Source organism: Paludibacterium denitrificans (assembly GCF_009707705.1).
Classification (GTDB): domain Bacteria; phylum Pseudomonadota; class Gammaproteobacteria; order Burkholderiales; family Chromobacteriaceae; genus Paludibacterium_A; species Paludibacterium_A denitrificans.
Map to the genome: position 1 here is coordinate 1,417,698 of NZ_WLYX01000001.1, position 26,043 is coordinate 1,443,740.

Below are 26,043 nucleotides of genomic sequence, written 5' to 3' on the forward strand. Positions count from 1 at the left end.
ATTCAGGGTTGGCCGAATCACCGCCAGCAGGCAGCGGCCCTGACCAGACCCCGATCAGACACTGACGCGCAACGCCACCAGGCTGTCGCGCAGTTCATTAGGACCGGGCAGAGGGGGATGCAGGGTTTTGAGGTTATCGGCAAAGCTCGCCACGGCCTTGGTCAGCCGTGTTGCCAGCTCTGGCACCAATACCGGCTGGCCGCTGGGCGATACCGATAGCTGGCTTTCCACCGCGAACACGCCGCTGTGAATTTCCTGCGCCTTGAGTGCGCCCAGCACCGGTTTGACCGCATAGTCCACCGCCAGCAGGTGTGCCGCCGTACCACCGCTCACCAGTGGCAGCACCGGTTTGTGCTCCAGCGCGCCTTCCGGCAACACATCCAGCAACAGTTTGAGCGCACCGGCATAGGCGGCCTTGTAGACCGGAGTAGCCACGATCAGGCGGACTGCTTGACCAGTTGCTGCAGGTTCTTGATGGCCGGGCTATCGAAACGGCCATAGAGAATGTCTTCCGCCGCGAAGTCGTACACGCTGATCACCACGGTTTCCACACCTTGTTCACGCAACAGCGGGATCGCGGCGTCCACCAACCGGGCAGTGCGAGAAGGACGGCTGGGGCTACCCAGCAAAGCAACAACGTACATGCGGCACCTTTAGCTATCTTGAGTTATCAAACGCAACCTCGTTTGAGGCACAAGATAACAGCGCCTATTTATCACTGGAAATTATAAAAAATTGATATGAATTGCAGAAAAAATATATAGCGCAGGGCAGGTGGCTCGCCACCAGAAAAAAGAGGGACAGATCAGCTTAGTCGACGTTTGTCGGGGGAAGCAGACGCCAGCGCGGCATCAATCATCGTCACGATGCGCGCACAGGCGCCACGGTGCGCGGCGGTAAAGGCAAGCGCTGCGGTGTGCATGCTTTGGCGTGTAGCGGGATCAGCCAGCAGTTGCCGGGCGGTAGTCACCAGTTGCGCCGCATCAGCCACCTGACGGGCGGCCCCGGCGGCGAGGGCGTGTGCGCTGGCTTCGGCAAAATTGAACATCGACGGGCCAAACAGCACCGGCAGACCGATGCTGGCCGGTTCGATCAGATTTTGCCCACCCAGCGGCAACAGGCTACCGCCGACAAAGGCAACATCGGCGGCGGCGTAGTAGGCAAACAACTCGCCCATGCTATCGCCCAGCCAGACGCGCGTGGTCGGCGCCAGCGGCTGCTCATCACTACGCCGTTGCAGCGGGAAACCGAGGTTTTCGGCCAACTGCACCACGCTGTCGAAGCGTTCCGGATGGCGCGGGACCAACACCAGCAAGGTATCGCCCAGCTGGTCTGCCGCCTCCTGCCAGGCTTGCAGGATCAACGCTTCCTCGCCGTCGCGCGTGCTGGCACACACCAGCACCGGCCGCGCACCGATTCGTTGCCTGAAGATCTGGCCCAGCGCCAGTTTGTCGGCGGGCGGGGTGAAATCGTACTTGGTATTGCCGCACACCTGCGGTAGCGGTCCACCCAGCTGTTGCAGCCGTTCGGCGTCACCCGCACTTTGCGCGGCAATGGCCGTCAGCGCCGCCAGCGCCGGGCCAATCAGGCTGCGGATCTTGCGATAACCATTGAGCGATTTGGCCGACAGGCGGGCGTTGACCAGAAACAGCGGAACATGCGCCTGCTGCGCCGCGTGCATCAGGTTTGGCCACAATTCGGTTTCCATCAGCACGCCAAAGCGCGGCTGATAGGCCTGCAAAAAACGGCGTACGGCTTGCGGCCGGTCGTACGGCAGATAACGCACTTCGGCATCGGGAAACAGCTGCTCGGCAGTGGCGCGGCCGGTGGGCGTCATCTGCGTCAGCAACAACGGCGCCTCCGGCCAGCGCGCCCGCAAGGCGTTGACCAGCGGCAGCGCCGCACGCGTTTCGCCGACGGAAACCGCATGCACCCAGATCGCGCCTGTGGCTCGCGGCTTACAAGGTTGGCCGAAACGCTCGTCCCAATGCTGCAGATACGCCGGGGCTTTTTGCGCACGTTTTTTCAGGTAGCGGCGCACCAGCGGCAGCGCCAGCGTCCACAGTGCCGAATACAGCGTGCGCTGCCAGCTCATTGCCAGCCCTGCCGTGCCTGTAAGGCGCCCAATACTTCATCCACCGACGGACATTGGCCAATGTTGCCCAGATTGGTCGCCTGCGCGGTTTCCACCACGCCGGTCTTGTGCGGATCGGTATCGGTATAGATCGCCACCAGCGGCACCTTGAGTGCATTGGCCAGATGGGTGAGGCCAGTATCCACGCCGATCACCGCGCTGGCGTGTCCGATCAGCCCGGCGGCCTCCAGCAGCGATAATTTCGGCGCTACCACCGCCGTTAAAGCAACGCAGCGGCCAGGCGCTCTGCCCGTTGTTTCTCTGCCGCATTGCCCCACGGCAACACCAGCACCATGTCGTGCTGCTGCGCCAGCTGCTTGCCCAGCGCGATCCAGTGCGCTTCCGGCCATTCCTTGGAAGCCCGGCTGGTGGCATGCAGCAACACCGCGTAACGCCCGGACAGCAGCCACGATGGCCGTTCGCCCGGCTGCACGCCAAAAACCGGTTCACCTTGCGGCGTGTAACCAAAAATCTTGCCAAACAGCTGGCGGTTACGCTCGATGGCCGACAAATCCTTGCTCACCTGATGACGTTTGTCATAGAGCAGGCTAGCCAGTGGCTCGCGAATGCTCTGCCAGTTGTAGCCGGTCAACGGCGCCTTGGCCCATTTGGCCGGGATGGCGCTTTTGAGCAGGCCCCGGCTATCCACCACCAATTCCCAGCGCGTGGCGCGCAGTGTCTGGCGCAACGCGGCGATTTCACGCCAGGTTGCGAGCTGCCACAAATGCTTGCGCCAGCGCCGCCGAGGCAAGCGGAATCACCTGCGCCACAGCCGGGTGCAGGCGAGCCATGTCGGCAAAACTTTCTTCGGCCAACCAGGCAATGCGGAAATTGGGGTAGTGCGCTTTCAGTTCGGTAATGGCTAATACCGGTGTGGATAAGGTCGCCCATCGACGAGGTGCGCACAATCAGCACATTCATCATGGCGCGCATTGTACGAGCGGGCCTGTGGTTAACCAAGTAAAATCCACGCAGAGCATTTGTGGATAACTGGTTGTGAATAACTTTCCTGCATTTTATCCACATCCTGTCAGATCATCGTGCACCAAAACAATCCCATGCTCATCAACAAGGCAAACAACTGAAGTGATTGATGTTTTTCACGGTTATCCACAGAAACGGCTGATATCATCAGTTTTATCAAATAAATAATGCGGTAATGATTAACTGACGACGTCTGCAGAAAATGCCCGTTCACAGACCTGTTGGCACAGCTTACGCACAGCATGTGGATAAAGCACGAAATACAGAACGCGATAAAACTATCCACAACTGATCAAAGCGACAATCACACGTTGGACAACAGCTTTTGTAGCAAGGTAATCAGCTGAATTAAAACAGGAAAACATGGTTATCCACAGTAATCAGTGATGTTCTACCAGTTTCATCAAAATAATTACGGGAATACTAAGAAAAGATGCGAGTCGCACTTAGCGTGGTCATCATTACCAAAAATGCAGCCGAGGCAATTGGAACAAACCTTGCAAAGCGTCAGCTGGGCGAATGAACTGGTGATTGTCGATTCAGGCAGTACTGACCAGACTCTGGCCATAGCCTCTGCCTATCACGCTAAAGTTATCCACCAGGACTGGTTGGGATTCGGCCCACAAAAGCAATTTGCGGTACAGCAAGCCAGCCACGACTGGGTGTTGTGTCTGGATGCGGATGAATGGCTATCGACAGAATTGCAATTGGAAATCAAGGAATTACTGAACAATCCACAGGCAGAAGCCTATCGTTTTCCCCGTTGCAACCGTTTTATGGGTCGTTTCCTGAAACACGGAGAAGGCTATCCGGACTGGAGTCTGCGGCTGTTTGATCGACGACATGCCCGCTGGTCAGATGATCTGGTGCATGAATACGTGATCAGCGATCTGCCTGTGGAAAACCTCAAACACGACCTGATGCACGAATCGGGTGAAGACATTGCGCTCTACCTGAGCAAGCAAAACCGCTACACCACGCTGCAGGCAGAAACGCTGCACCGGCGCGGCAAACGCGTAGGTTGGCCGAAACTGCTGTTCAGCCCGCTGCTGCGCTTTTTCAAATTCTATGTACTACGACGCGGCTTTCTCGATGGCGTACCGGGGCTGGTACACATCAGCATTGGCTGTTTCAACAGCTATATCAAATACGCCAAGCTGATCGAACTGCGTCGTCTGGAGAAACACTCATGAAAATTCTGGTCACCGGCGCCGCCGGTTTCATCGGACGTGCGGTCTGTGATCGCCTGCTCAACGAAGGCGGCATCAGCGTCGTTGGGGTCGATAACCTGAACGATTACTACGCTGTGGAGCTGAAACAGGCTCGTCTTGCCACGTTAACCGGCCGTGACGGCTTTTTCTTCCAGCAACTGGATCTGGCTGACTGGAACGCCGTACGCGCGCTGTACGAGGCTCAGGGCTTCGATTACGTGATTCATCTGGCGGCTCAGGCTGGCGTGCGCTATTCCATCCAGAACCCGCACGTCTACGCGCAAAGCAATCTGGTGGGCATGACCAACATCCCGGAAGCCTGTCGCCAGTACCCGGTCAAGCATCTGGTGTTTGCCAGCTCCAGCAGTGTGTACGGCAAAAATGCCAAAGTGCCGTTCAGCGAAGACGACCGCGTGGATGAACCGGTCAGCTTCTACGCCGCCACCAAGAAAGCCAACGAAGTGATGGCGCACAGCTACGCCCATCTCTACCAGTACCCGATCACCGGGCTGCGCTTTTTCACGGTATACGGCCCGTGGGGACGACCAGACATGGCGCCGTGGCTGTTTACCGAGGCCATTCTCAACGGCAAGCCGATCAAGGTGTTCAACCACGGCAAGATGCAGCGTGATTTCACTTACATCGACGACATCGTGGAAGGCATCTTGCGCGTGATGCGCCATCCGGCCAGCGGCGCAGTGCCGTTTGCCGTCTACAACATCGGCAACCACAACCCGGTGGAGCTGATGGCGTTCATTGAAGCCATTGAGCAATCCTGCGGCCGGAAGCGGTAAAAGAGTACTACCCGATGCAGGATGGCGATGTGCCGATCACCTATGCCGATACCGCCCGTCTGCGCGCCGCGGTAGGGTTCTCGCCCGATACGCCGCTACGTGTTGGCATGCAGCGTTTTGTCGACTGGTATCGCGCCTACCATCAGCAAGACTGACGACGACAAGGTTGGCCGAACTTTGGCCAACCTCACTGCGCTGTTGCCTGCCAAATGGCATCGACACTGTGTTGTCGATAAGACAAATTGATGAAGCTGATAAAAAAAGCGCAGAAAAAGTGCAGCTTGCTGCCGTTTTCCCGCTGACAAGCGCCGATTTCGGTTTATCATGTTGGGCTTCCGGGAATGGCTGTGTGCTCCGGGCTTGCCATAATCACCCCAACAGAGGGTAAATGGCGGCCTCCCGATGTGGCCCTTTCCGGCGTAAGCGTCGGCCGCTTTACTGGCTAACGTTTACGTTAAGTAGATAACACCACAAGACCTCATACCGAGGCCGAGTCCCCCATAACAAGACGGAACCACGATGTTCCGCCACCGCAGGCCGCAGGGCATAACTGCCGGGACTCCTCATACAGTCAACGTCAAGGGATAGCTAGAATGTACGAAGACCGCATTCGCATGCGTTCGCTCATGGACCGAGTCATGAGCGCTGATGAAGCCGCCAAACTGATTGATGACGGCATGGTGGTTGGCATGAGTGGTTTTACCCGTGCGGGTGATGCCAAGGACATGCCGATTGCCATGGCCAAGCGCGCCAAAGAGCATCCGATGAAGGTGACGCTGATCACCGGTGCCTCGCTGGGTCATGATTCCGACAAAACCCTGACCGAATCCGGCATCTTGGCACGCCGTCTGCCGTTCCGGTGGATACCACGCTGCGTGGCGCCATCAACCACGGCGACGTGATGTTTACCGACCAGCACTTGTCGGAAACGGTGGAATTCCTGCGTGCCGGTGTTTACGGCAAGCTGGATGTGGCCGTGATTGAAGCCGTATCGATTACCGAAAACGGCGGCATCGTGCCCAGTTCGTCGGTGGGTAACTCGGCCAGCTTTGCCATCCTGGCGGAAAAGGTGATCGTCGAGATCAACCTGTCGCAGCCGCTGGGCTTTGAAGGCATGCACGACATCTGGATTCCGGGTCGTCGTCCGAACCGCGAACCGCTGCCGATCATGAACGCCGCTGACCGCGTCGGCACCACCGAAGTGAAGATTGACCCGGCCAAGATTGCCGCCATCATCATCACCGATACGCCGGACAGTGCGTCCAACGCCATGCTAAGCCGATGAAGAAACCCAGATGATTGCCAATCACCTGATCGAATTCTTCATCCACGAAGTGAAACGTGGCCGCATGCTTAAGCACAGCTGCTTACCATTCAGTCCGGTATCGGCACCATTGCCAACGCCGTGCTGACCGGCTTCAAGAATTCGCCGTTCGAAAATCTGGAGATGTACTCTGAAGTGCTGCAGGACTCCACCTTCGAACTGATGGATGCTTAAGCAAGATGAACTTTGCTTCCTGTTCGTCCATCACCGTGTCCAAGGCGATGCAGGAAAAGGTCTTCAAGAACCTCGACCAGTACCGCAACAAGCTGGTGTTGCGTCCGCAAGAAGTCAGCAACCATCCGGAAGTGATCCGCCGTCTGGGCCTGATCGCCCTGAACACCGCGCTGGAAGCCGACATCTACGGTAACGTCAACTCCACCCATGTTCGTGGCACGCACATGATGAACGGCATTGGCGGTTCCGGTGACTTTGCCCGTAACGCCTTCATGGCAATCTTCGCCACCAAATCGGTGGCCAAGGACGGCAAGATCTCCAGTATCGTCCCGATGGTGCCACACGTGGACCACAACGAGCACGATGTCGACATCATCGTGACCGAACAGGGTCTGGCCGATCTGCGTACGCTGTCGCCGCGCGAACGCGTACCGTTGATCATCGAAAACTGTGCTCATCCGAGCTACCGCGACGTGCTGCGCGATTACTACAAGGATGCGCTCAAATACGGTGGTCAAACCCCGCATGCGCTGGAACGTGCTTACGAAATGCACATCCGCCTGCGTGATACCGGCTCCATGCTGCTTACCTGAGCTTGTGGTTCTGGCTGTTAAAAAAGCCCGCTTCGGCGGGCTTTTTTGCGTGTCAGGGTTGGCCGAAAACCGGTCAGCTATCGTTCATCTGCATGACGCTTTGCGGGTGACGTACCACCATGATCTTGTCGACACGTGTCTTGTCCATGTCCATGATCTCGAAGGTGAAGCCATCCCAGTCAAAGCGATCAGTCACCACCGGCACCCGTCCCAGCGCAAACATCATGACGCCGCCCAGCGTGTGGATGTTGCCGGTATCTTCGCCCGGCAGCGTCACGTCGCTCAGGTCGAAAAATTCGCGGAAACGGTCGAGCGAGACCATGCCGTCGATCAGCCAGCTGCCATCCTCGCGTTGCAGAATTTCGTCATCTTCCGGCCCGGTTGCCGGAAGATCGCCGACGATCGCTTCCAGTACATCGTTCATGGTCACCAGCCCCTCCAGCTCGCCATATTCATCCACCACCAGCGCGATATGGCTGCGTGACAGCTTGAACTGTTCCAGCAGTTGCTTGAGCGAAACCGTGGCCGGGACGAACAGCGGCGGCAGCAGGTTGGCGGCAAAGTCCACCGGTTGACCGGACAGCGTCAGGTTGAGCATGCGCTTGGAATCGAGAATGCCCAGCACATGTTCCATGCCACCCTTGCACACCGGAAAACGTGAATAGCTGCTGGCCTGCAACAGCTGGCGGTTGTCGGCCAGCGCGTCTTCCATGTCGATGGATACGATGTCCTTGCGCGGCGTCATGATGGCCGCGACGCGGCGGTCGTCCAGGGCGGAAGATGTTTTCCACCAGTTCCTGTTCCGCCCGGTCGAACACGCCTTCATCCGCGCCTTGCTCCATCAGCACGCGGATTTCTTCTTCGGTGATCGATGGCTCCTGACTTTGGTGGGCGCCCATCAGCCGCAACACGCTGTCGGTGGCCTGACTCAATAACCGCACCAGCGGTGCCACCGAGCGTGACAGCCAGCGCATTGGGCGCGACAGGGCAATGGCCACCTTTTCCGGATTGAGCATGGCCAGCCGTTTGGGCACCAGTTCACCCAGAATCAACGACAGGGTGGTGATGAAGATCACCATCAGGGTCAGCGACAGCGGTTTGCTATACGGTGCCAGCAGCGGATAGCCCTGCAACCAGTGGCGTAATTGCTCGGCAATCGCCGCTTCGCCATACACCCCGGACAGGATGCTGATGGAAGTAATGCCGATCTGCACGGTGGAGAGAAAGCGGGTGGGTTCTTCGGCCAACTGCAACGCGGCCTGCGCGCCTTTGTGGCCATCGTCGGCCCATTGTTGCAGGCGAATCTTACGCGACGACACGATAGCGATTTCCGACATGGCAAACACGCCATTGAGGAGAATCAGCAACAGCAAAATGAAAATATCCACGATCGCGCTAACTGAATGATGGGACGTTCAAGCTTAGGGGAATGCCCGTCGGCTGGGAAGGGCGTTTTGCCGCACAACCAGCCGCTGGCTGGCCGTGAGGATCAGAACAGGCTGGTTTGCCGTGTGGCGCTGGCGGCGTGCCAGTCCAGCGTGGGACGGCCATGCGCAGCCAGCCGGGCATTGACACGGGAAAAATGCTTACGCTAGCCATGAAACCCGCGGCTGGCAGACAGCGGCGAAGGGTGCGCGGCGGTGAGAACCAGATGGCGCTGGCTGTCGATACGTTCGGCCTTGCCTTGCGCCCAGTTGCCCCACAACAGGAACACGCAGCCGGGATTGTCGCGATTAACGGCATCGATCAGCGCGTCGCTAACAGCTTGCCAGCCTACTTTGGCATGACTGCTTACACGATCCTGTTCCACGGTCAGCACGCTATTGAGCAGTAATACCCCTTGGGCCGCCCAATGGCTCAGATCGCCACTTTCCGGGCTGCCACCGCCCAGATCCGCCATCATTTCCTTGTAGATATTGCGCAGCGAAGGCGGGATACGCACGCCGGGCGGAACCGAAAACGACAACCCCATGGCCTCACCGGCGCCGTGATAGGGGTCTTGCCCCAGAATCACCACGCGCACATCTTCTGGTGCCTGAAAAGACAGGGCATTGAATATCAATGGGCGTGGTGGGAACAGGGTTTTGCCTGCCGCGGCCAATTGGCTCAAGGCGCGGTCGATCTGCACCAGCCGGGGCGCCACGTCGGGCGCGGTCAATACCGTTTCCCAGTGCCGGATGCACGCGTGCCAGCGCTGGTGCCAGATAATCAAGTGAGAGGGATGTTGCAGACAGTACAGTATTCATGCCGAATCAGACCGGAGGCGATGCCGTGGGTTCAAAATAAAAGGCCATTCACGCGAATGGCCTTGGCTCTGGCGATAACAAGTGTTGGCTAGTAGTGCGCCATGCTGGTGTCGACTTCGTTGGCCCACGCTTCCACGCCACCACGCAGGCTAATCACATCGGCAAAGCCGACGTCGCTCAGGTAAATGCCAACCTGATAGCTACGTACGCCGTGGTGGCAGATGATGACCAGCGGTTGATCGTCCGGCAGCTCGGACTGGCGCAGCGGTACCAAGTGCATCGGAATATGTTCCGAACCCGGTATCTTGGCCAGCGCCACTTCCCAGTCTTCACGAACATCCAGCAGGTAAGGCGGCTCCAGCGTGGCATCTGCCAGCCAAGCGGCCAGATCACTGGCCGTAATTTCCCGTACCATCAGAAAGCGAAGCGTTCCGGCTCGATGGCTTCGTACTTGGCCGGGCGCGCGATACAGGTTTCGAACAGGTTGGTTTCGCTGAAACCGGTTTCACTCTCGCGTTTGATCAGCTTGGTGGTCATTACCGGCTTGTCGCCAACGATCACGATCATGCGGCCACCAATGGCCAGCTGCGCCTTCAGGTTTTCCGGTACCACCGGCAGCGAACCGCCAACCACGATGACGTCAAACGGTGCTTGCGAAGCCAGGCCTTCCAGACCGTTGCCTTCCACCAGCGTTACGTTGCTGATGCCTACTTTTTCAGGTTTTCAGCCGCCTGTGCCTTGATGTCGGCATCGATTTCCACGCTGTATACGTGGCAGCCGAGTTTGGCCAGCAGGGCAGTCAGATAACCGGCGCCGGTGCCAATTTCCAGCACCTTGTCTTCTGCGCGCACGCCCACGTCCTGAGCCAGACGCGCTTCCAGTTTAGGCTGCAGCATCTTGCTGCCGTTTTTCATCGGCAGTTCGGTATCGACAAAAGCCAGCGTGCGCTGGGCGGCATCGACAAACTCTTCACGTTTCACGTGAAACAGCAGATCCAGAACCTTAGGGTCAAGGACATCCCACGGACGAATTTGCTGTTCGACCATGTTGAAACGGGCTTTTTCAAAATCCATCAGCTCACTCCGGAGGGGCAGAAACCTCGGACGAAAACCGCGCGCTGCCTGCAACAGGCTGTGCTATACCGGTTTTGACGGGTTTCTCTTGATGACGACAACTTGCGATTATCCCACATTTACCTTACCTTCACAGCATCGCTAGGGGTCCTGCCTGCCGGTTTTTCGCCAAAGTTGGCCGAATAAACCGGGTGTTGCGTCAAATCGCGCGGCAGGTGAGAAACACCCTTGGAACCTGACCCGGCTAATACCGGCGTAGGGAAGCGAACCGTGAAAGCCGGTTTCTTGCCGTCTTCATCCTGCCGCATTGATATTGCTTAGGCATGTGTCCGCCCCCTGCGTTGTTTCATCGAGTCAAGCGTTATGGATCAACCGGTGGAGACAGTACGATGAACACGCCTGTAAAACTCAACGAACAGATGGTGGTGGATAGTGCCGCCATCCAGCCTTTGCCCAATTCCCGCAAGATTTATGTCGAGGGCAGCCGCCCGGATATTCGCGTCCCGATGCGCGAAATTAGCCGAGCCGATACGCCGACCCAGTTTGGCGGCGAACAGAACCCGCCGATTTACGTGTACGACACCAGCGGCGCGTATAGCGACCCGCAAGCGCAGATCGACATCCGTTCCGGGCTGGCTCCGCTGCGTGCGGCCTGGATTGAAGAACGTGACGACACCGAAGTGCTGCTTAGCGCTGTCCAGCGAATATGGCCGCGCCCGCGCGGCAGACAGCAAGCTGGATGAACTGCGCTTTAACCTGAAACGCCAGCCGCGCCGTGCCAAGGTTGGCCGAAACGTGTCGCAGATGCACTACGCGCGACAGGGGATCATTACGCCGGAAATGGAGTTCGTGGCGATCCGCGAAAACCTTAATCGCCGGGCATATATCGAGTCGCTCAAAGCCAGCGGCAACAGCCGTCTGCTGGAACTGATGACGCGCCAACATGCCGGGCAGAGCTTTGGTGCTGGTCTGGTAGAGGAAATCACCCCGGAATTTGTGCGTCAGGAAGTGGCCGCCGGTCGTGCGATCATCCCTAGCAACATCAATCACCCGGAAAGCGAACCGATGATCATCGGCCGTAATTTTCTGGTGAAAATAAACGGTAATATCGGTAATAGTGCGGTAACGTCTTCGATTTCTGAAGAAGTTGACAAAATGACCTGGGGTATCCGCTGGGGCGCGGATACCATCATGGACCTGTCCACCGGCAAGAACATCCATGAAACGCGCGAGTGGATTTTGCGTAACAGCCCGGTGCCGATTGGTACGGTGCCGATCTACCAAGCGCTGGAAAAGGTCAACGGCAAGGCCGAAGACCTGACCGGGAAATTTTCCGCGACACGCTGATCGAACAAGCCGAGCAGGGCGTCGATTACTTCACCATCCACGCTCGGCGTGCTGCTGCGTTATGTACCGCTTACGGCCAACCGTATGACCGGGATCGTGTCACGTGGCGGCTCTATTCTGGCCAAGTGGTGTCTGGCGCATCATAAAGAAAACTTCCTCTACACCCACTTCGAAGAGATCTGCGAAATCATGAAGGCCTACGACGTGGCCTTCAGTCTGGGTGATGGCTTGCGTCCGGGCAGCGCCCGGGATGCCAATGATGAAGCGCAACTGGGCGAACTGAAAACGCTGGGTGAGCTGACGCAGATTGCCCGGAAACACGATGTGCAGGTGATGATCGAAGGCCCGGCCATGTTCCGATGCAGTTGATCAAGGAGAACATGGACAAGGAACTGGAGTGGTGCCATGAAGCGCCGTTCTACACGCTGGGGCCGCTGACCACCGACATCGCTCCGGGTTATGACCACATCACCTCGGCCATCGGCGCGGCGCAGATCGGCTGGTATGGCACCGCCATGCTGTGCTACGTAACGCAGAAGGAACACTTGGGTCTACCCAACAAGGATGACGTCAAGGAAGGCATCATCACCTACAAGCTGGCCGCGCACGCCGCCGATCTGGCCAAGGGCCATCCGGGCGCGCAGATTCGCGATAACGCCTTGTCCAAGGCGCGTTTTGAATTCCGCTGGGAAGACCAGTTCAATCTGGGGCTGGACCCGGACAAGGCGCGCGACTTCCACGACGAAACGCTGCCGAAAGACAGCGCCAAGGTGGCGCACTTCTGCTCAATGTGCGGCCCGCATTTCTGCAGCATGAAGATCACGCAGGACGTGCGCGAGTTCGCCGCCCAGCAAGGGTTGGCCGAAGACGAGGCACTGCAAAAGGGGATGGAAGTGAAGTCGATCGAATTTGTTAAGGGCGGCGCCAAGCTGTACGACAAGGTATAAACCGCTCGCCTTGATCGGCACCACAGCAACAGGCCGCAAGCGTTGACAGCGCTTGCGGCCTGATTTTTTATGGCCTTAAGCCAAACCGGGCCAGCCGAACTGGCTAAGCTAGATTTGCGTTGGCTTACTCGCCCGGAGCGTGACGGACCACGCCCAGCGCGGCCGAAGCCTGCTGTTTGACCTGATCGAGTTTTTCCTTCAATTGCGGATTGAGCAACACGGCGGCTCCTGCTGCCGCACTGGCGTGTTTTTTCAGTTCACCCAGAGGTTGGCTGCTGGCTTCTACGCTCTTGTGCACGGCACCGATGGCGGCGGAAGCGGTTTGCTGCAATTGGCTGGTTTGCTTTTCGCTGCAGGCAGCGAGCAAAAGCAAGGCGGCGAAGGTGAGGCAAGGGCGGAATTGACGCATGATGTGAGCAATGAAGTGAAAAGGTCAGCCCCAAGCGTAGCAAACCCGGGCACAGCTGCCCAGACACACTTGTTAACATTTGTCGCGAGTGCGTTAAGCTAACCATAACCTTGCGCACCGATGATGGCTCCATCAGTTAACCACACAGGAGCCATAACATGATTTTATTTACCGAATTGCTGCGTTCCCCGGCTGGCATCATGAGCCTGATCGGCATGCTGTTGGCGCTGGCCAAGTTTGGCTGGATCATCGGCTATTTCATCATCAAATCACACGAAGAGCTGAAGATGACACAACCGCTCCGGCAACCAGCCATCAGACGGTGAGCCAGTGACTGCGCATAAAAAACGGCAGCCGCAAGGGCTGCCGTTTGATGCATGAACCGGCCGAGCCGAAATCAGGCCAGATTCATCTTTTTGGCCGTAGCCAGTAGTTCACCACGGAAGTCCGGATGGGCAACCGCAATCAGTTCCTGTACGCGCTGACGGATGGTTTTGCCACGCAGCGTCGCCACACCGTATTCGGTCACCACATAGTTGACGTCGTTCTTGCTGGTCGACACCAGCGTGCCTTCGGTCAGCATCGGCACAATGCGCGAAATGGTGCCGTTCTTGGCGGTAGACGGAGTCACGATCATGGCTCGACCGCCCTTGGAGCGGTTGGCGGCGCGGATGAAGTCGGTTTGACCGCCGGTGCTGGAATAGAAGCGCGGGCCGATACTTTCCGAACCACACTGACCCATCAGGTCGACCTGTAGCGTACCGTTGATGGCAACCAGATTGTCATTCTGCCCGGCAATGGCCGGATCGTTGACGTAGTCGGCCGGACGCATTTCCAGCATCAGGTTGTGATCCATCGCCTTGTAGAGCAGATCGGTGCCCAGTGGCAAAGGTGGCAATCATCTTGCCGCGATTGAAGTTTTTCTTGTTGCAGGTGATGGCACCGCTTTGCAGCAGGGTGATGATGCCGTCGCCGATCATTTCCGTGTGGATACCCAGATCATGCTTGTGGGTCAGCTGGGTGACCACCGCATCCGGGATGCCGCCAAAGCCGATTTGCAGGGTGTCACCGTCATTGATCAGGTCAGCCACGTAGCCGCCGATGGTGCGTTCCACTTCACCGATTTCGCCCAGCGGAATGCTGCGTACCGGCTGGTTGCTTTCCACCAGTGCCGATACTTGCGAGATGTGAACGTGGCAGTCGCCATAGGCAAACGGTACGTTGGGATTTACTTCCAGCACGATGGCGCGTGCCTTGGAAACGGCGGCCATGGTGTAGTCGGCACCCGTGCTCAGCGAGAAGAAACCGTTGCTGTCCATCGGCGATGCCGGGAGAAGACCACATCGGCAGGGATTTCCTCGCGCTTGATCATGCGCGGGATTTCCGAGAAATGGTTGGGCAGCAGGTCGATCCAGCCTTCATGGCAACCCTTGCGTACCGTGCCGCTCAGGAAGTAGGACACATGGCGGACATGCTCAACCGTTTGCGGGTCGAGATAGGCGTAATTGCCCATGGCCAGCAATTGCCATACCTTGACGTCTCTGAAGTGGGTGCGGTTTTCGGAGAGGGCGGTCAGCAGTTCCGGCGGCTCGGCTATCCCGGTGGGAACAATGATGGAATCGCCGTTGCGAACGAGGCCAATGGCTTCTGCTGCGTGGGTCAGCTTCTGTTGATAGAGGTCCTGTACCGATGACATACCTGTTGTTTCCCTTCCTACGTAACGATCGCGTTGCGCCAGTCCGTCGACATGCGGCTTGGCATGGGGTGCCTGTTGATTAGGCATTATTTTTATTCCATTGCCGTTAATTATACTCCTGCTGTCATGGCCCGTGGCGGCACGATAACCTTGACGTTTACGTCAACTTGACACGTACCGGCGCGGCTGACAGCAATGGGCGGCAAAGGTTGGCCGAATCGGCGGCCAGAATGGCCTATTCCCGGTTTTGCTGCCGTTAAGTGACTGATTCCGCGCTATACTTTCGTCCCCACCCGAGTCAGAGCGTTAGCCAAGGATTGTCATGAGTCTCATGCCGCATCAAGTTGAACTGTTATCCCCCGCCAAAACCGTAGAAATCGGGCGTGAAGCCATTTTGCACGGCGCCGATGCCGTGTATATCGGCGGCCCCAGTTTTGGCGCGCGGCATAATGCGTGCAACAGTGTGCAGGAGATTGCCGAGCTGACCCGCTTTGCCCACCGTTACCACGCGCGCATTTTTGCCACGCTGAATACCATTTTGCATGATTCCGAACTGGAACCGGCGCGCAAGTTGATCTGGCAGTTGTACGACGCCGGTGTCGATGCCCTGATCGTGCAGGATTTGGGCATTCTGGAAATGGATCTGCCGCCTTTGCAGTTGCACGCCTCCACCCAATGCGACATTCGCACGGTGGAAAAGGCGCGGTTTCTGGCTGATTCCGGTTTTTCCCAGCTGGTGCTGGCGCGCGAGCTGACCATCCCGCAAATCCGCACGCTGGCCGAGGCGGTGGGGGATGACACCACGATCGAATACTTCATCCACGGCGCCCTGTGCGTGGCGTTTTCCGGCCAGTGTTTCATCAGCCATGCCGAAACCGGACGCAGCGCCAACCGTGGTGATTGCTCACAGGCGTGTCGTCTGCCGTATACGCTGACTGATCAGCACGGCGGGGTGGTGGCGTTCGACAAGCATCTGCTGTCGATGAAGGACAACAACCAGAGCGCCAATCTGGAAGCGTTGCTGGATGCCGGAGTGCGCTCGCTCAAGATCGAGGGGCGCTACAAGGACGTGTCCTACGTCAAAAACATCACTGCCCATTACCGCCTGCTGCTGGATGAAATTATCGAGCGGCGGCCAGAACTGGCGCGTGCGTCCAGTGGCAGCAGTGAAATCTTCTTTGCGCCCGACCCGGACAAAACCTTCCATCGCGGGGCAACCGATTATTTTGCCACCGGCCGCAAGGGCGATATCGGCGCCTTTGATTCGCCCAAGTTTGTTGGTCTGGCGCTGGGGCAGGTGCACCGCGTGGGGCCGGACTGGCTGGAGATCGTTACGCGCGACAGCATGAGCAATGGCGATGGCATCAATTTCATGCGCAAGCGTGAAGTGGTGGGCGTGCAGGCCAATACCGTGCAAAAGGTTGGCCGAACGGATGACGGCGATATTTGGCGCGTGGTGCCGAATGATCCGACGGTGCTGCTTGGCCTGAAACCGGGAACTGACATCAGCCGCAACCGCGATCACGCCCGGGAATTGGCGCTGCTGAAAAAATCGGCTGAGCGCCGCGTTGGCGTCTGGTTGACGCTGGATGAATCCGCCGACGGGCTGACGCTGACCATGACGGATGAAGATGGCCTGAGCGCCAGCGCCAGCTGTGTGCTGGAATTGCAGCCAGCCCGGGAAGCCGAGCGTGCGGCGGCGGGCCTGCGCGACAATCTGGCGAAACTGGGCAATACCATGTTTGTGGCGCATGACGTGACCTTGAACCTGTCCCAGCCTTGGTTTGTCTTAAGGCATCGCTCATCAACGCGCTGCGCCGCGAGGCGGTGGCCAAGTTGGAAGAAGTACGCGTTGCCGCTTGGGCCCGGCTTAAGCACGCAAGGCGGAGGTGCAGCCACCGGTGGCTTATCCGGAGAAGACACTGAGTTATCTCGCCAATGTCTATAATTCGCTGGCCGGCAGTTCTACCGCCGCCATGGCGTGGAAGTAATCGATGCGGCCTATGAAGCGCACGAGGAAGAGGGCGAGGTGTCATTGATGATCACCAAGCACTGTCTGCGCTTTTCCTTCAACCTGTGCCCCAAGCAGGCCAAGGGGGTGAAGGGGGTAATGGGGCAGGTACGCGCCGACCCGATGACGCTCAAGTCCGGTAACGAAACCTATACGCTGAAGTTTGAATGCTTAGCCGTGCGAGATGCACGTGATGGGCAAGATGAAAAAACACGTTCTCAAATCGCCGCCGCCCAGCGAATTGCCCTATACCGCCCCGCTGACTTTTTTCAAGCAGCGCCCGCAATAATGCTGGCGGCTGTTTCACGTGAAACCGCCAATCCGTGTGCTTGACGACGAGAACAATCATCATGAATGTGCTTTCTGCCTTACTGGCGCTGACCATTGGTCTGGTTCTACCGATGCAGGCCGCTATCAATAACCAGCTCAAACCCGTGATTGGCGGCAGTGCGCTGATGGCGGCGCTGGTGTCGTTTACGGTGGGCAGCCTGACCTTGGCGCTGATTGCGCTGCTCACCGGGCAAAAGTGGCACGGCATGGCCAACTTGCCGCGAGTGGAAAGCTGGATGCTGCTGGGCGGGGTGATGGGCGCGCTGTTTGTGTTTGGTACCACCTTGCTGGCTCCCCGGCTGGGGCTGGCGACCATGATGTCGCTGATCATTGCCGGGCAGATTTGCATGTCGCTCCTGTTTGACCGTTATGGCTGGCTGGGCGCGGTGCTGCGCGAGGTCAATGGCTGGCGGCTGGCCGGGGCGGTGCTGATGGTGCTTGGCGTGCTGCTGGTGAATTTTGGCGACAAGTGGTTTGCCAGCCGCTGACGCTGATTTTTCTGCTATGGAGTTTGGTTGTTTGTGATTATGCTGTTCGGGTGATGGTCATCCGGCCCGACGGGCCGTCAACGTACGGTTACCACCTGATGGAACCGGACGCTTAATCAAGGGGTTAACCCCAGTGCGCTGTCTCGGAGGTGGACTATGAACATACAAGCGGATTTACGCCACGTCATTTATGCCTTGTCCGACGCTCTGGATCTGGTGGGGGTGGACGACGTTTCGCACGGCAAGCGCGTCGGCATCATGGCGGCGGAGTGCGCCAAGGTACAAGGGTTGGCCGAAGCGGAGCAGATTTTCCTGTTTGACCTCGGCATGCTGCACGACATCGGTGTCTCGAATACCCAAACGCACAGCAAGTTGGTGGGCGAGTTCGATTGGGACGGTTCACAGCTGCACGCCCGTATTGGCGGTGCCTTGCTCAGCACCTTTGCGCCATTGGCGCGCATGGGCTTGCCGGTGCATTACCACCACACGCGCTGGGAACATTTGTTGCGCGATGGCGTGGATGACAGCGTTGCCCGTCTCGCCAACCAGATTTATCTGGTCGACCGCGTCGATGCGCTGGCGGCGCCGTATTACAGCAACAACACCTTGCTGCAACACAGCGAAGATATTCGTCATTCCATCCGCCAATATGCTTAAGCAGTTATTTCTCGCCAGAGCTGGTCGAGGTGTTTTGGCAGGCATCCGCGTCCGAGGCCTTCTGGCTGCGACTGGAACCACGGGCACTGCAAGGCTATCTGCAAGACTTCCTGTCGCGTGGCCAGCCGTACCGGCCAGCATGTCCGAGTTGAAACAGTTGGCCGAAATCTTTTCGCGCATTGTCGATGCCAAGAGCCCGTTCACGGCGCAGCATTCGCTTGGCGTCTCGCAACTGGCGCGCTTTCTGGCCGAACGCATGGGCGTCAGCCGGAGAATTGCGACAAACTGGAAATTTGTAAGCCTGCTACATGATCTGGGCAAGCTGCGTGTCCCGGACGAGATTCTGGACAAACCGGCCAAACTCGACCCAAACGAACGCTGGGTGATCAATACCCACAGTTTTGAAACCTTCCAGATTCTGCGCAACATCAAGGGTTTTGAAGAGATCGCCCCGTGGGCGGCCTACCACCATGAAGAGCCGGGCGGCACCGGTTATCCGTTCCATCTGCATGGCGAAACTCTGCCGCTGGAGGCGCGCATTTTGCGCGTTTCCGACATCTTCCAGTGCCATGGTACAAAACCGGCCCTATCGTCAGGGGCTGTCGGCGGCGGCGGTGACCGAATTCATGAATGCCATGGTAGCCAATGGCAAGGTGGATGCCGACATCGTGGCCGTGCTGGAACAACATCTGGACGAGGCGATGCAGGTGGCCCAGCCTGTGTATCAGCCATTGGCCAGCCTGGCGGGCTGATCGTCAGCTTGGCCTGTTGGCACAAAAAAACGGCAGCGATCACGCTGCCGTTTTTGATTGTCTCTGGTGCGGTTGGGGGCTACACCGCAACCAGAGGCCAAGGCTTATTTTGTCGGTTGATTCGGGAATTGACGTCCCATGCGGCCACGCGGGCCAGCCATGCGGGCTGCATCGCTATCCATGATCTTTTGCTGTTCCGGCGTCAGTTGGTTGTAAAACGTCTTGAAGGCTTCCAGATGTTTTTGCATGGCTTCCTGATGAGCGCCCATCAGCTTGATTTGCTGTTCCATGCGTTCCGGAGCCTTGGCGGCCGGGTTCGCTTAAGCGGCGGCATCATTTGGCCCGGTTTCATGCTTTCGGTGTAGGCTTTCCGGGCCGCTTCCTGTTTTGGCTGGATTTTCAGCTTGTCATGCAGGACCTTTTGGCGTTGGGCAATAAAGGCGTCGCGTTTGGCCGGGTCCATGCGCTGCCAGCCGCGTTCGGCATGCCATCCCTGTTCCCCCATCGGCCCGATCGGACAGTTAGCGTCTACGGCAAACGCAGCCGTTGCCGTGCTTAACGAGCAGACTACCGATCAACAACATTTTCAATGTTTTCATGGGATTTGTTCCTTGAGTGGATGACGACAACTTCACTTTAGACAATAAATGTCAACCAAGTATTTTAAACCGCCGAAAAATGTTTATGAGTGTGAAGGCGGGATGGCGCCGCCGGATAGCGGCGCGGCCGGGGACGAATCGGCTACACTACGCGTATTCTTTTTTGATGTGACCGATCATGAGCAGCCAAGCCAATAATCCTACCCATGGCGTTACGCTGGAAAACATGCTGAACGCGCTGGTGGAGCGTTATGGCTGGGAAGAGTTGGGGCGGCGCGTGACGATTCGTTGTTTCCAGTTTGATCCCAGCATCAAGTCCAGCCTGACCTTTTTGCGGCGCACGCCCTGGGCGCGACAACAGGTGGAAGCGCTTTACCTGCACATGGTGGCGCGACCGTCACCGGCGGCGGATACCCGTCCGCGCCTGTTTGCCAAAAAGCCGCAAGGCTGACTTACGCATGGCCCGGCCGGGGAAACCTTGCGCCTAAGCCAACATGCCAACTTTCCTATTGCCCGAGCATAAAGACACGGTAGCTATCATGAATTCTCCCCGTCTGATTGATGCCGACGCGCTGATCGCGGCCTTGCAACGGTTTGCCGACGAGCGTGACTGGCAGCCTTTTCACACGCCACGCAACCTGATGCTGGCACTCACTGGCGAAGTGGGCGAGTTGGCCGAAATCTTTCAGTGGCTGACCGATGACGAGGCCGCGCGTCTGGCGGATGATCCGGCGCGTTATACCCACTTGCAGGAAGAAATCGCCGACGTATTGCTGTATCTGGTGCGGCTGGCGAGTGTCATGCAAGTTGATCTCAATCAGGCGGTGGCTGACAAATTGGTGAAAAATGCCATCAAGTACCCGGCGCCTGTGGCGAAGGCAGAAACTTGAAACGGCAACCTGCCATGCGGCTGCTTAAGCAAAACGGGCGGGGGTCATCACATCATGCTTGGGGCAAGAGAGAACGTGGTATGACTGAGCAAACGCTGCAACAACTGGGCCGCTTATTGGCCGATGCCGAACACATTGCCGTGCTGACCGGTGCGGGGATGAGTACCGAGTCGGGTATTCCGGATTTCCGCTCGGCCGATGGTTTGTGGAGCCGTGATCGCAGTCTGGCCGATGTGGTGTCGATCAATTATTTCCGTGAGCAGCCGGAGGCGTTCTGGCAGGCGTTCAAGGACATTTTCCGTATCAAGCTGATGCGCGATTACCTGCCCAATGACGGCCATCATTTTCTTGCGGCGCTGGAGCAGGCTTACAAGCGGGTGAGCGTGCTGACGCAGAATATCGACGGCCTGCATCATCGTGTTAAGCAGCCGCCACGTGCTGGAACTGCATGGCACCTTGCTCACCGCCAGTTGCCCGTCTTGTGGCGCGGTGCATGATCTGGATTACGTCAATTATCACGCGCTGCCGGAGTGCACCCACTGCCACGACATTCTCAAGCCGGATGTGGTGCTGTACGGCGAATCAGTGCCGATGATCGAACAGGCCTTCGTGCACGCCGTGGACGCGGATGTGTTGCTGGTGATGGGATCATCGCTGGAGGTGTCGCCGGTCAACCTGATTCCGCTGGAAGCGGCGCGTGCCGGGGTGGCGACTGCACTGGTAAATTTTTCCACGACCCGCATGGATCATCTGTTTGATGTCCGGATTACTGGCGGAATCGGTGAAACCTGCCGCGCCTTGCAACAGCAGATGGCGTTGGGATGAGTTTCGGCCAACCCCAAGGTTGGCCGAATAGAGGAAATCCGTTACAGAAAGCGCAGCGGATCGATCTGCCACTTTTCTGCCGATTCGTGGCGCACGATCTTGTCGCCACCGCTGGCGCCCAGTGCCGCGTGACAGGTCGACCACTTCCGGCGGGATGTGCGTATTGCTGCGGGTACTGAAAAACACCTTTACCTTGGGGGCGATCAGGTTGTTGTCGTTCTGTTCAATCACCACGCCCAGCCGTCCGCTTTCCAGCTTCACCAGCGTTCCTACCGGATAGATGCCAATGCTGCGCATGAAGGCTTGCACCAGCGTGGGGTTGAAGTGGAACTTTGACCATTCGTAGATCTTGCGCAGCGCATCGGTCGGCGCCATGCCCTTGTGGTAGCAGCGGTCGGAGGTGAGCGCATCGTAGACATCGACAATCGCCGCCATCTGCCCCAGCTGGGAAATCTGATCGCCCTTTAGCCCCAGTGGATAACCGCTGCCATCGTGGCGCTCATGGTGTTGTGCCGCCACGTTGATGGCGATCTGGGTGATGCCTTCGGTTACGCTCAGGATTTTCTTGCTCTCCACCACGTGACATTTCATCACGGCAAATTCCTGATCGGTGAGCTTGCCCGGCTTGTTCAGCACGCTGTCGGGAATCTTCATCTTGCCAATGTCGTGCAACATGCCACCGATGCCTGCCTCATGAATGGTTTGTGCATCCATATCCATGGCATTGCAAAAACTCACCATCAAGGCACCCACGCTGACCGAGTGCAAAAAGGTGTAGTCGTCCTTGTGCTTGATGCGGCAGAGCGACAGCAAGGCACCGCCGTTGCGCAGGATGGATTCGGTCATGCGCGCCACCGACGGCTCCACCCGTTCCAGCTGCACCTGTTTGCCCAGCCGTACATCCTGCATGATGCCGCGCACGATCTGATGCGCTTCCTGATGGATCTGCCGCGCGCGGTCAAATTCTTCGGCGGCTTCCACTTTGCGTACCAGCGCGGATTCATGCTGGGCAAATTCGCGGATTTCTTCTTCCAGCTGGCGTTTGACTTCCGTTACCGTCGGCGCATGGGCAACGTCCATACCTTTGCCGGTATCGATATAGACTTCGTGAATGCCGGAGTCGGTGATTTTCTCGATTTCTGCCTCGTCCTTGATCAGAAAGCGCTTGAGCAAGAACGGGTGGGACATCCAGTCGCAATTGAGGTCGTGGATGAACATACCGGGGCGAAGGTCGGAAACGTTAATACACTTGATCATGCGTTATGGTTATGTGTGGCGGTAAGGATATTTTTATTTTAACAAAAAATAGATTGAGCAATATACATAATTACGCCGACAGTTATCATCAAATCATTGAAAACAAATAATAAACACATGGAATAGGGCTATTCGGCCAACCTTGCCGGGCAGGGTGGATGGACTACAAAAAATGGCAAAGTGATCCATTAAAAAGCGACACGGGGCCTTATCAAGCAGGCCGGTTTGGGATTAAAATTTAACGATTTTGTTCGGAAAGCAGGCACAAGCATGCAGCGCATGGTATCTCTGGCGGATTCCCGCATTGCCCGTCTGGGCAGCTTGGAGTATTGCTGCCGTCAGCCTCTTTCCGGCCCCACGTGTTGACAAAAACAGGCTCCTGATCCCGCAGGGGCCTTTTTTTGTACCAGTACCAAACAGCCGAATACAGCAAGGAAGCGCGATCATGGCCAATTCCCTTTACCGGAAACACATCATTTCCATCCCGGACTTCACGCGTGAAGAACTGGAGCTTGTCGTGGAAACGGCAGGGAAACTCAAGCGGCAGCCGCGGCAGGATCTGCTGCAGGACAAGCTGATCGCCAGCTGCTTCTTTGAACCATCCACGCGTACCCGGCTGTCGTTTGAAACCGCGGTACAGCGCCCGGGCGGCCGCGTTATCGGTTTTGCCGATGGCGCCAATACCTCGGCCAAGAAGGGCGAAACTCTGGCCGATACCATTCGTATCGTCAGCTCCTACACTGACGCGGTGGTGATGCGCCACCCCAAGGAAGGCGCGGCGCGGCTGGCCAGCGAATTCTCCGCCGTACCGGTGATCAATGGCGGCGATGGCTCCAACCAGCACCCGTCGCAAACCTTGCTTGATCTGTTCACTATCAGCGAAACACAGGGCACGCTGGAAAACCTGACGCTGGCGTTTGTTGGCGATCTGAAATACGGCCGCACCGTGCACTCGCTGGCGCAGGCGTTGTCGCTGTTCAACGTGAAACTGTATTTTGTCTCGCCGGAGCAACTGGCAATGCCGGAATACATCTGCGAAGAACTGGATGAGCGCGGCATCAGCTATACCGTGGTGGACACGCTGGAAGAGGTGATTCCGCAGGTGGATATCCTCTACATGACGCGGGTGCAGCGCGAACGCTTTGACGAAGCCGAGTTCAAGAAGATTCAGGGCCAGTTCGTGCTCAAGGCTGAGATGCTGAAACACGCGCGCCCCAACATGAAGATCATGCACCCGCTGCCGCGCGTGGATGAAATCGAGACGGACGTGGATGCCACGGCGCATGCCTATTACTTCGAGCAGGCCAAGAACGGTGTGTTTGCCCGTCAGGCCTTGCTGTCGCTGGTGTTGAACGAAACGGTCTGAGCGCCGCCGTCTGCCAGTAATCGTCATTAGTCACGTGATGGCCAGAGCGCCGTCACGCTGCGCAAGTAAAGGAATCATCATGGAATACACCCGTACCGTTGAGGCTCTGAAACAGGGCACCGTCATCGACCATATCCCGGCTGGCCGGGGCTGCGCATCTTGCATCTGTTCAAGTTGACCGAAACCGGCGAACGCGTGACCGTGGGGCTGAACCTGTCCAGCCGCCACATGGGGGCCAAGGACATCATCAAGGTGGAAAACATTGCCCTGACCGAAGATCAGGCCAATGAACTGGCGCTGTTTGCCCCCAAGGCGACGGTGAACGTGATCGAGAATTTCGAGGTGGTGAAGAAGCACAAACTGGAAATGCCGGAAAGCATTGAGGGTATTTTTGCCTGCCCCAACTCCAATTGCATCTCGCACAATGAGCCGGTAAACAGCTTTTTTTACGTTAAATCACAGCAAAACGACACAAAAATGAAATGCAAGTATTGCGAAAAGTCGTTCAGTAAGGATATTGTTGTCGACGTGCGCTAAGTCGTACAGAGGAACAGAGAAACATCAAGCTCGTTATACGCTGCGCTCGACAGCGACATCAAAAAAAGGAAACGCCGCGGCAAGGGTCGCGGCGTTTTCCATTCTGGCGCCGGGATGGCGTCAGTCCAGCTGGATTTGCAGCAGTACCATATCCAGCCAGCGGCCAAATTTCTTGCCCACTTGCGGCATGCGAGCCGTTTCGACAAACCCCAACCGTTGGTGAAAACGGATCGAGCCCTGATTGGCACCGTCCACGGCGGCAATCATCACGTGCTTGCCCAATTGGCGCGCCAGCGGCAGCAGCGCCTTGACCAGTTCCGTACCGATGCCCTTGCCGCGTGCCTGCGGTGCCAGATGGACGCTGTGTTCCACGGTGTAGCGGAACCCCGGATAGCTGCGGAAATCGCCAAAACTGGCAAAGCCGATGACTTCGCCGTCGTCTTCGGCCACCAGTACCGGATAACCCTGCGTCTGGCGGGATTCAAACCACTGGCGGCGGTCATCCAGCGAAACCGGGTTGTCGCAATACACGGCGGATGACGTCATGATGACTTCATTGTAGATATCCAGAATGGTCTAGCAGATCTTCCAGCCGGCCTCGCGTATCAGCATGGTACGGTCCTTAAGTGGTGGAACTTGATGGTGCCATGCTAAGCCGCTGCTTTTGCCGCTGTCAAAGACTGTGCGGTTTTGCCCAATACGCTTGGCATGACACTTGCTGTAAGGTAAGGGAATCGACACCGCTAAATCGGAGGTTAGTCATGAAGCTCTTTTCTCGTTCCCACAAGGAACAGCCTAAAACGAGCGATATCGTCATGTTCAACTATAAACGTCCGGCACGTGCCCGTCAGGTGGCGCTGGGCAGTGGCGGCCGCATCTGGCTGGTGGAAACCCGGATGCCGTGCATGGCGTCTGGGTGTGGCAGGATGAATGCGCCGGGGTGGACGATGCGCTGGACGAGGCACGCCGCCTGAGCCTGATGTTGGCCTGATTTCTGCTCTGGCAGGCCCGCTCTGGGGCGCAAAATGGTTTGGGCGCACAAAAACAGGGCGGCTGGACCCGGCGGCGGAGCCGGGTTGTTGCTGGTATACCTACTGTTCGCTGGCTAAAGCGGGAGACTGGCCATTCGGCCAACCTGTTGGCAAGGTAGATGATGTTCTGGCGGGCGATGGCATCTTGACCCGCTGGTTGCTGTATTACGCGTCGCTGCTGACATGTCGTTAGACGTGGGCTTGCGCGGCGATAGTTTGATGCGTTGGCCTTGCCGATTGTTTGGCTGCGGGAACAACCTGTTGCGTCATCATGGTTTTTTCCCGGCGGTGAACAGGCTAAGCTGCTTGCCTGATTCACCTCAAATATCGGCTGTGTATGTCTTCCCCTTCCTCCGCGCATTCGGAAA

At 57.5% G+C, this 26,043-nt stretch carries 27 protein-coding genes and 10 pseudogenes; 22 read left to right on the forward strand and 15 right to left on the reverse strand.

Going from position 1 to position 26,043, the window contains the following annotated elements; translation table 11 throughout:
• Positions 1 to 54: 54 nt before the first annotated feature.
• From ssuE to waaC, 3 genes and pseudogenes are all read right to left on the reverse strand, one after another.
• A pseudogene (gene ssuE, locus GKE73_RS25620) lies at positions 55 to 644 on the reverse strand (NADPH-dependent FMN reductase).
• Positions 645 to 805: 161 nt separating this feature from the next.
• A complete protein-coding gene (gene waaA / locus GKE73_RS09430) occupies positions 806 to 2,095 on the reverse strand; it encodes a lipid IV(A) 3-deoxy-D-manno-octulosonic acid transferase (RefSeq protein ID WP_230369861.1) in 1,290 nt (429 codons plus the stop codon).
• Positions 2,092 to 3,055, reverse strand: a pseudogene (gene waaC / locus GKE73_RS09435) (lipopolysaccharide heptosyltransferase I). Before waaC ends, waaA begins: the two are co-directional and overlap by 4 nt.
• A 548-nt stretch (positions 3,056 to 3,603) precedes the next feature.
• Here waaC and GKE73_RS09440 point away from each other — a divergent pair.
• The 6 genes from GKE73_RS09440 to GKE73_RS25635 all read left to right on the forward strand — a co-directional run bounded on the left by GKE73_RS09440 (position 3,604) and on the right by GKE73_RS25635 (position 7,214).
• A complete protein-coding gene (locus tag GKE73_RS09440) occupies positions 3,604 to 4,311 on the forward strand; it encodes a glycosyltransferase family 2 protein (protein ID WP_230369862.1) in 708 nt (235 codons plus the stop codon).
• Positions 4,308 to 5,123, forward strand: coding sequence for an SDR family NAD(P)-dependent oxidoreductase (locus GKE73_RS09445; RefSeq protein ID WP_230369863.1), 816 nt, complete (start codon positions 4,308 to 4,310; stop codon positions 5,121 to 5,123). The genes GKE73_RS09440 and GKE73_RS09445 overlap by 4 nt, the downstream gene beginning before the upstream one ends.
• Positions 5,124 to 5,137: 14 nt before the next feature.
• Positions 5,138 to 5,278: a hypothetical protein gene (locus GKE73_RS09450; RefSeq protein WP_230369864.1), complete on the forward strand. Its 141-nt coding sequence runs from the start codon at positions 5,138 to 5,140 to the stop codon at positions 5,276 to 5,278.
• Between the two features lie 483 nt (positions 5,279 to 5,761).
• Positions 5,762 to 6,025 (forward strand): hypothetical protein, encoded by a 264-nt coding sequence (locus GKE73_RS25625; protein WP_376767319.1) that lies wholly within the window; start codon positions 5,762 to 5,764, stop codon positions 6,023 to 6,025.
• Positions 5,983 to 6,408 (forward strand): hypothetical protein, encoded by a 426-nt coding sequence (locus tag GKE73_RS25630; RefSeq protein WP_376767321.1) that lies wholly within the window; start codon positions 5,983 to 5,985, stop codon positions 6,406 to 6,408. Before GKE73_RS25625 ends, GKE73_RS25630 begins: the two co-directional genes overlap by 43 nt.
• Before the next feature lie 218 nt (positions 6,409 to 6,626).
• Entirely contained in the window at positions 6,627 to 7,214 is a 588-nt protein-coding gene (locus GKE73_RS25635; RefSeq protein ID WP_376767322.1) for an acetyl-CoA hydrolase/transferase C-terminal domain-containing protein, read from the forward strand.
• Positions 7,215 to 7,287: 73 nt separating this feature from the next.
• On the opposite strand, the gene GKE73_RS09460 is transcribed toward GKE73_RS25635, so the two are convergent.
• From GKE73_RS09460 to GKE73_RS09485, 6 genes and pseudogenes are all read right to left on the reverse strand, one after another.
• Positions 7,288 to 7,812, reverse strand: a complete 525-nt coding sequence (locus GKE73_RS09460; protein ID WP_245393836.1) for a transporter associated domain-containing protein — start codon at positions 7,810 to 7,812, stop codon at positions 7,288 to 7,290.
• Positions 7,813 to 7,866: 54 nt separating this feature from the next.
• Positions 7,867 to 8,040: pseudogene (locus GKE73_RS25640) on the reverse strand (hypothetical protein); the annotation flags it as partial.
• A gap of 34 nt (positions 8,041 to 8,074) precedes the next feature.
• Positions 8,075 to 8,551 (reverse strand): annotated as a pseudogene (locus GKE73_RS25645) (CNNM domain-containing protein); the annotation flags it as partial.
• Between the two features lie 152 nt (positions 8,552 to 8,703).
• Positions 8,704 to 9,460: pseudogene (ung, locus tag GKE73_RS09475) on the reverse strand (uracil-DNA glycosylase).
• Between the two features lie 88 nt (positions 9,461 to 9,548).
• The gene (locus GKE73_RS09480; RefSeq protein WP_230369868.1) at positions 9,549 to 9,875 is read right to left on the reverse strand and encodes a rhodanese-like domain-containing protein; all 327 of its coding nucleotides are present in this window, start codon (positions 9,873 to 9,875) and stop codon (positions 9,549 to 9,551) included.
• Positions 9,875 to 10,533: pseudogene (locus tag GKE73_RS09485) on the reverse strand (protein-L-isoaspartate O-methyltransferase family protein). The gene GKE73_RS09480 and the pseudogene GKE73_RS09485 overlap by 1 nt, the downstream one beginning before the upstream one ends.
• Positions 10,534 to 10,952: 419 nt before the next feature.
• On the opposite strand from GKE73_RS09485, the pseudogene GKE73_RS09490 reads away from it, so the two are divergent.
• Positions 10,953 to 11,397: pseudogene (locus tag GKE73_RS09490) on the forward strand (phosphomethylpyrimidine synthase ThiC); the annotation flags it as partial.
• Positions 11,374 to 12,827: pseudogene (thiC, locus tag GKE73_RS09495) on the forward strand (phosphomethylpyrimidine synthase ThiC). The pseudogenes GKE73_RS09490 and thiC, both read left to right, overlap by 24 nt.
• A gap of 124 nt (positions 12,828 to 12,951) precedes the next feature.
• Here thiC and GKE73_RS09500 read toward each other — a convergent pair.
• A complete protein-coding gene (locus tag GKE73_RS09500) occupies positions 12,952 to 13,236 on the reverse strand; it encodes a hypothetical protein (RefSeq protein WP_230369870.1) in 285 nt (94 codons plus the stop codon).
• 158 nt (positions 13,237 to 13,394) lie between these two features.
• On the opposite strand from GKE73_RS09500, the gene GKE73_RS09505 reads away from it, so the two are divergent.
• Complete coding sequence (locus GKE73_RS09505) at positions 13,395 to 13,562, forward strand: hypothetical protein (RefSeq protein WP_230369871.1); 168 nt, start codon at positions 13,395 to 13,397, stop codon at positions 13,560 to 13,562.
• 71 nt (positions 13,563 to 13,633) lie between these two features.
• On the opposite strand, the gene GKE73_RS09510 is transcribed toward GKE73_RS09505, so the two are convergent.
• The 3 genes from GKE73_RS09510 to GKE73_RS09520 are packed head-to-tail and all read right to left on the reverse strand — an operon-like array spanning position 13,634 to position 15,019.
• Positions 13,634 to 14,077 carry an acetyl-CoA hydrolase/transferase C-terminal domain-containing protein gene (locus GKE73_RS09510; RefSeq protein WP_230369872.1) on the reverse strand — a complete coding sequence of 148 codons (444 nt, stop codon included), beginning with the start codon at positions 14,075 to 14,077 and terminating at the stop codon, positions 13,634 to 13,636.
• Positions 14,019 to 14,555, reverse strand: coding sequence for a hypothetical protein (locus tag GKE73_RS09515; RefSeq protein WP_230369873.1), 537 nt, complete (start codon positions 14,553 to 14,555; stop codon positions 14,019 to 14,021). Before GKE73_RS09515 ends, GKE73_RS09510 begins: the two co-directional genes overlap by 59 nt.
• Positions 14,528 to 15,019, reverse strand: coding sequence for a sugar phosphate isomerase family (locus GKE73_RS09520; protein WP_230369874.1), 492 nt, complete (start codon positions 15,017 to 15,019; stop codon positions 14,528 to 14,530). Before GKE73_RS09520 ends, GKE73_RS09515 begins: the two co-directional genes overlap by 28 nt.
• Before the next feature lie 235 nt (positions 15,020 to 15,254).
• Between GKE73_RS09520 and GKE73_RS09525 the strand changes: the two genes are divergently transcribed.
• From GKE73_RS09525 to GKE73_RS23155, 10 genes and pseudogenes are all read left to right on the forward strand, one after another.
• Positions 15,255 to 16,880 (forward strand): peptidase U32 family protein, encoded by a 1,626-nt coding sequence (locus tag GKE73_RS09525; protein WP_312854414.1) that lies wholly within the window; start codon positions 15,255 to 15,257, stop codon positions 16,878 to 16,880.
• Between the two features lie 33 nt (positions 16,881 to 16,913).
• On the forward strand, positions 16,914 to 17,276 hold the full coding sequence (locus GKE73_RS24725) for a hypothetical protein (RefSeq protein WP_312854415.1): 363 nt from the start codon (positions 16,914 to 16,916) through the stop codon (positions 17,274 to 17,276).
• Positions 17,277 to 17,293: 17 nt separating this feature from the next.
• Complete coding sequence (locus GKE73_RS09530; protein ID WP_230369875.1) at positions 17,294 to 17,761, forward strand: DMT family transporter; 468 nt, start codon at positions 17,294 to 17,296, stop codon at positions 17,759 to 17,761.
• Between the two features lie 156 nt (positions 17,762 to 17,917).
• On the forward strand, positions 17,918 to 18,418 hold the full coding sequence (locus tag GKE73_RS09535) for an HD-GYP domain-containing protein (protein ID WP_230369876.1): 501 nt from the start codon (positions 17,918 to 17,920) through the stop codon (positions 18,416 to 18,418).
• A 29-nt stretch (positions 18,419 to 18,447) separates the two neighbouring features.
• The gene (locus tag GKE73_RS23145) at positions 18,448 to 18,570 is read left to right on the forward strand and encodes a hypothetical protein (RefSeq protein ID WP_280954861.1); all 123 of its coding nucleotides are present in this window, start codon (positions 18,448 to 18,450) and stop codon (positions 18,568 to 18,570) included.
• Positions 18,558 to 19,535: an HD-GYP domain-containing protein gene (locus tag GKE73_RS26510; protein ID WP_230369877.1), complete on the forward strand. Its 978-nt coding sequence runs from the start codon at positions 18,558 to 18,560 to the stop codon at positions 19,533 to 19,535. Before GKE73_RS23145 ends, GKE73_RS26510 begins: the two co-directional genes overlap by 13 nt.
• Positions 19,536 to 19,947: 412 nt before the next feature.
• Positions 19,948 to 20,220, forward strand: coding sequence for a VF530 family protein (locus GKE73_RS09545; protein WP_230369878.1), 273 nt, complete (start codon positions 19,948 to 19,950; stop codon positions 20,218 to 20,220).
• A gap of 88 nt (positions 20,221 to 20,308) precedes the next feature.
• A complete protein-coding gene (locus tag GKE73_RS09550; RefSeq protein ID WP_230369879.1) occupies positions 20,309 to 20,659 on the forward strand; it encodes a nucleotide pyrophosphohydrolase in 351 nt (116 codons plus the stop codon).
• Positions 20,660 to 20,739: 80 nt separating this feature from the next.
• The gene (locus tag GKE73_RS23150) at positions 20,740 to 21,156 is read left to right on the forward strand and encodes an SIR2 family NAD-dependent protein deacylase (protein ID WP_280954862.1); all 417 of its coding nucleotides are present in this window, start codon (positions 20,740 to 20,742) and stop codon (positions 21,154 to 21,156) included.
• A pseudogene (locus tag GKE73_RS23155) lies at positions 21,095 to 21,268 on the forward strand (Sir2 family NAD-dependent protein deacetylase); the annotation flags it as partial. The gene GKE73_RS23150 and the pseudogene GKE73_RS23155, both read left to right, overlap by 62 nt.
• A gap of 39 nt (positions 21,269 to 21,307) precedes the next feature.
• On the opposite strand, the gene GKE73_RS09560 reads toward GKE73_RS23155, so the two are convergent.
• Positions 21,308 to 22,741 carry a cyclic di-GMP phosphodiesterase gene (locus GKE73_RS09560; protein ID WP_230369880.1) on the reverse strand — a complete coding sequence of 478 codons (1,434 nt, stop codon included), beginning with the start codon at positions 22,739 to 22,741 and terminating at the stop codon, positions 21,308 to 21,310.
• A gap of 445 nt (positions 22,742 to 23,186) precedes the next feature.
• Here GKE73_RS09560 and pyrB point away from each other — a divergent pair, with 445 nt between their 5' ends.
• Both pyrB and pyrI read left to right on the forward strand, forming a co-directional pair.
• The gene (gene pyrB, locus GKE73_RS09565; protein WP_230369881.1) at positions 23,187 to 24,107 is read left to right on the forward strand and encodes an aspartate carbamoyltransferase; all 921 of its coding nucleotides are present in this window, start codon (positions 23,187 to 23,189) and stop codon (positions 24,105 to 24,107) included.
• Between the two features lie 79 nt (positions 24,108 to 24,186).
• Positions 24,187 to 24,644 (forward strand): annotated as a pseudogene (gene pyrI / locus GKE73_RS09570) (aspartate carbamoyltransferase regulatory subunit).
• A 120-nt stretch (positions 24,645 to 24,764) separates the two neighbouring features.
• Here pyrI and GKE73_RS09575 read toward each other — a convergent pair.
• Positions 24,765 to 25,190 carry a GNAT family N-acetyltransferase gene (locus tag GKE73_RS09575; RefSeq protein ID WP_280954863.1) on the reverse strand — a complete coding sequence of 142 codons (426 nt, stop codon included), beginning with the start codon at positions 25,188 to 25,190 and terminating at the stop codon, positions 24,765 to 24,767.
• Between the two features lie 215 nt (positions 25,191 to 25,405).
• Between GKE73_RS09575 and GKE73_RS09580 the strand changes: the two genes are divergently transcribed.
• Positions 25,406 to 25,618, forward strand: coding sequence for a hypothetical protein (locus GKE73_RS09580; protein ID WP_230369882.1), 213 nt, complete (start codon positions 25,406 to 25,408; stop codon positions 25,616 to 25,618).
• The last annotated feature ends 425 nt before the right edge of the window (positions 25,619 to 26,043 follow it).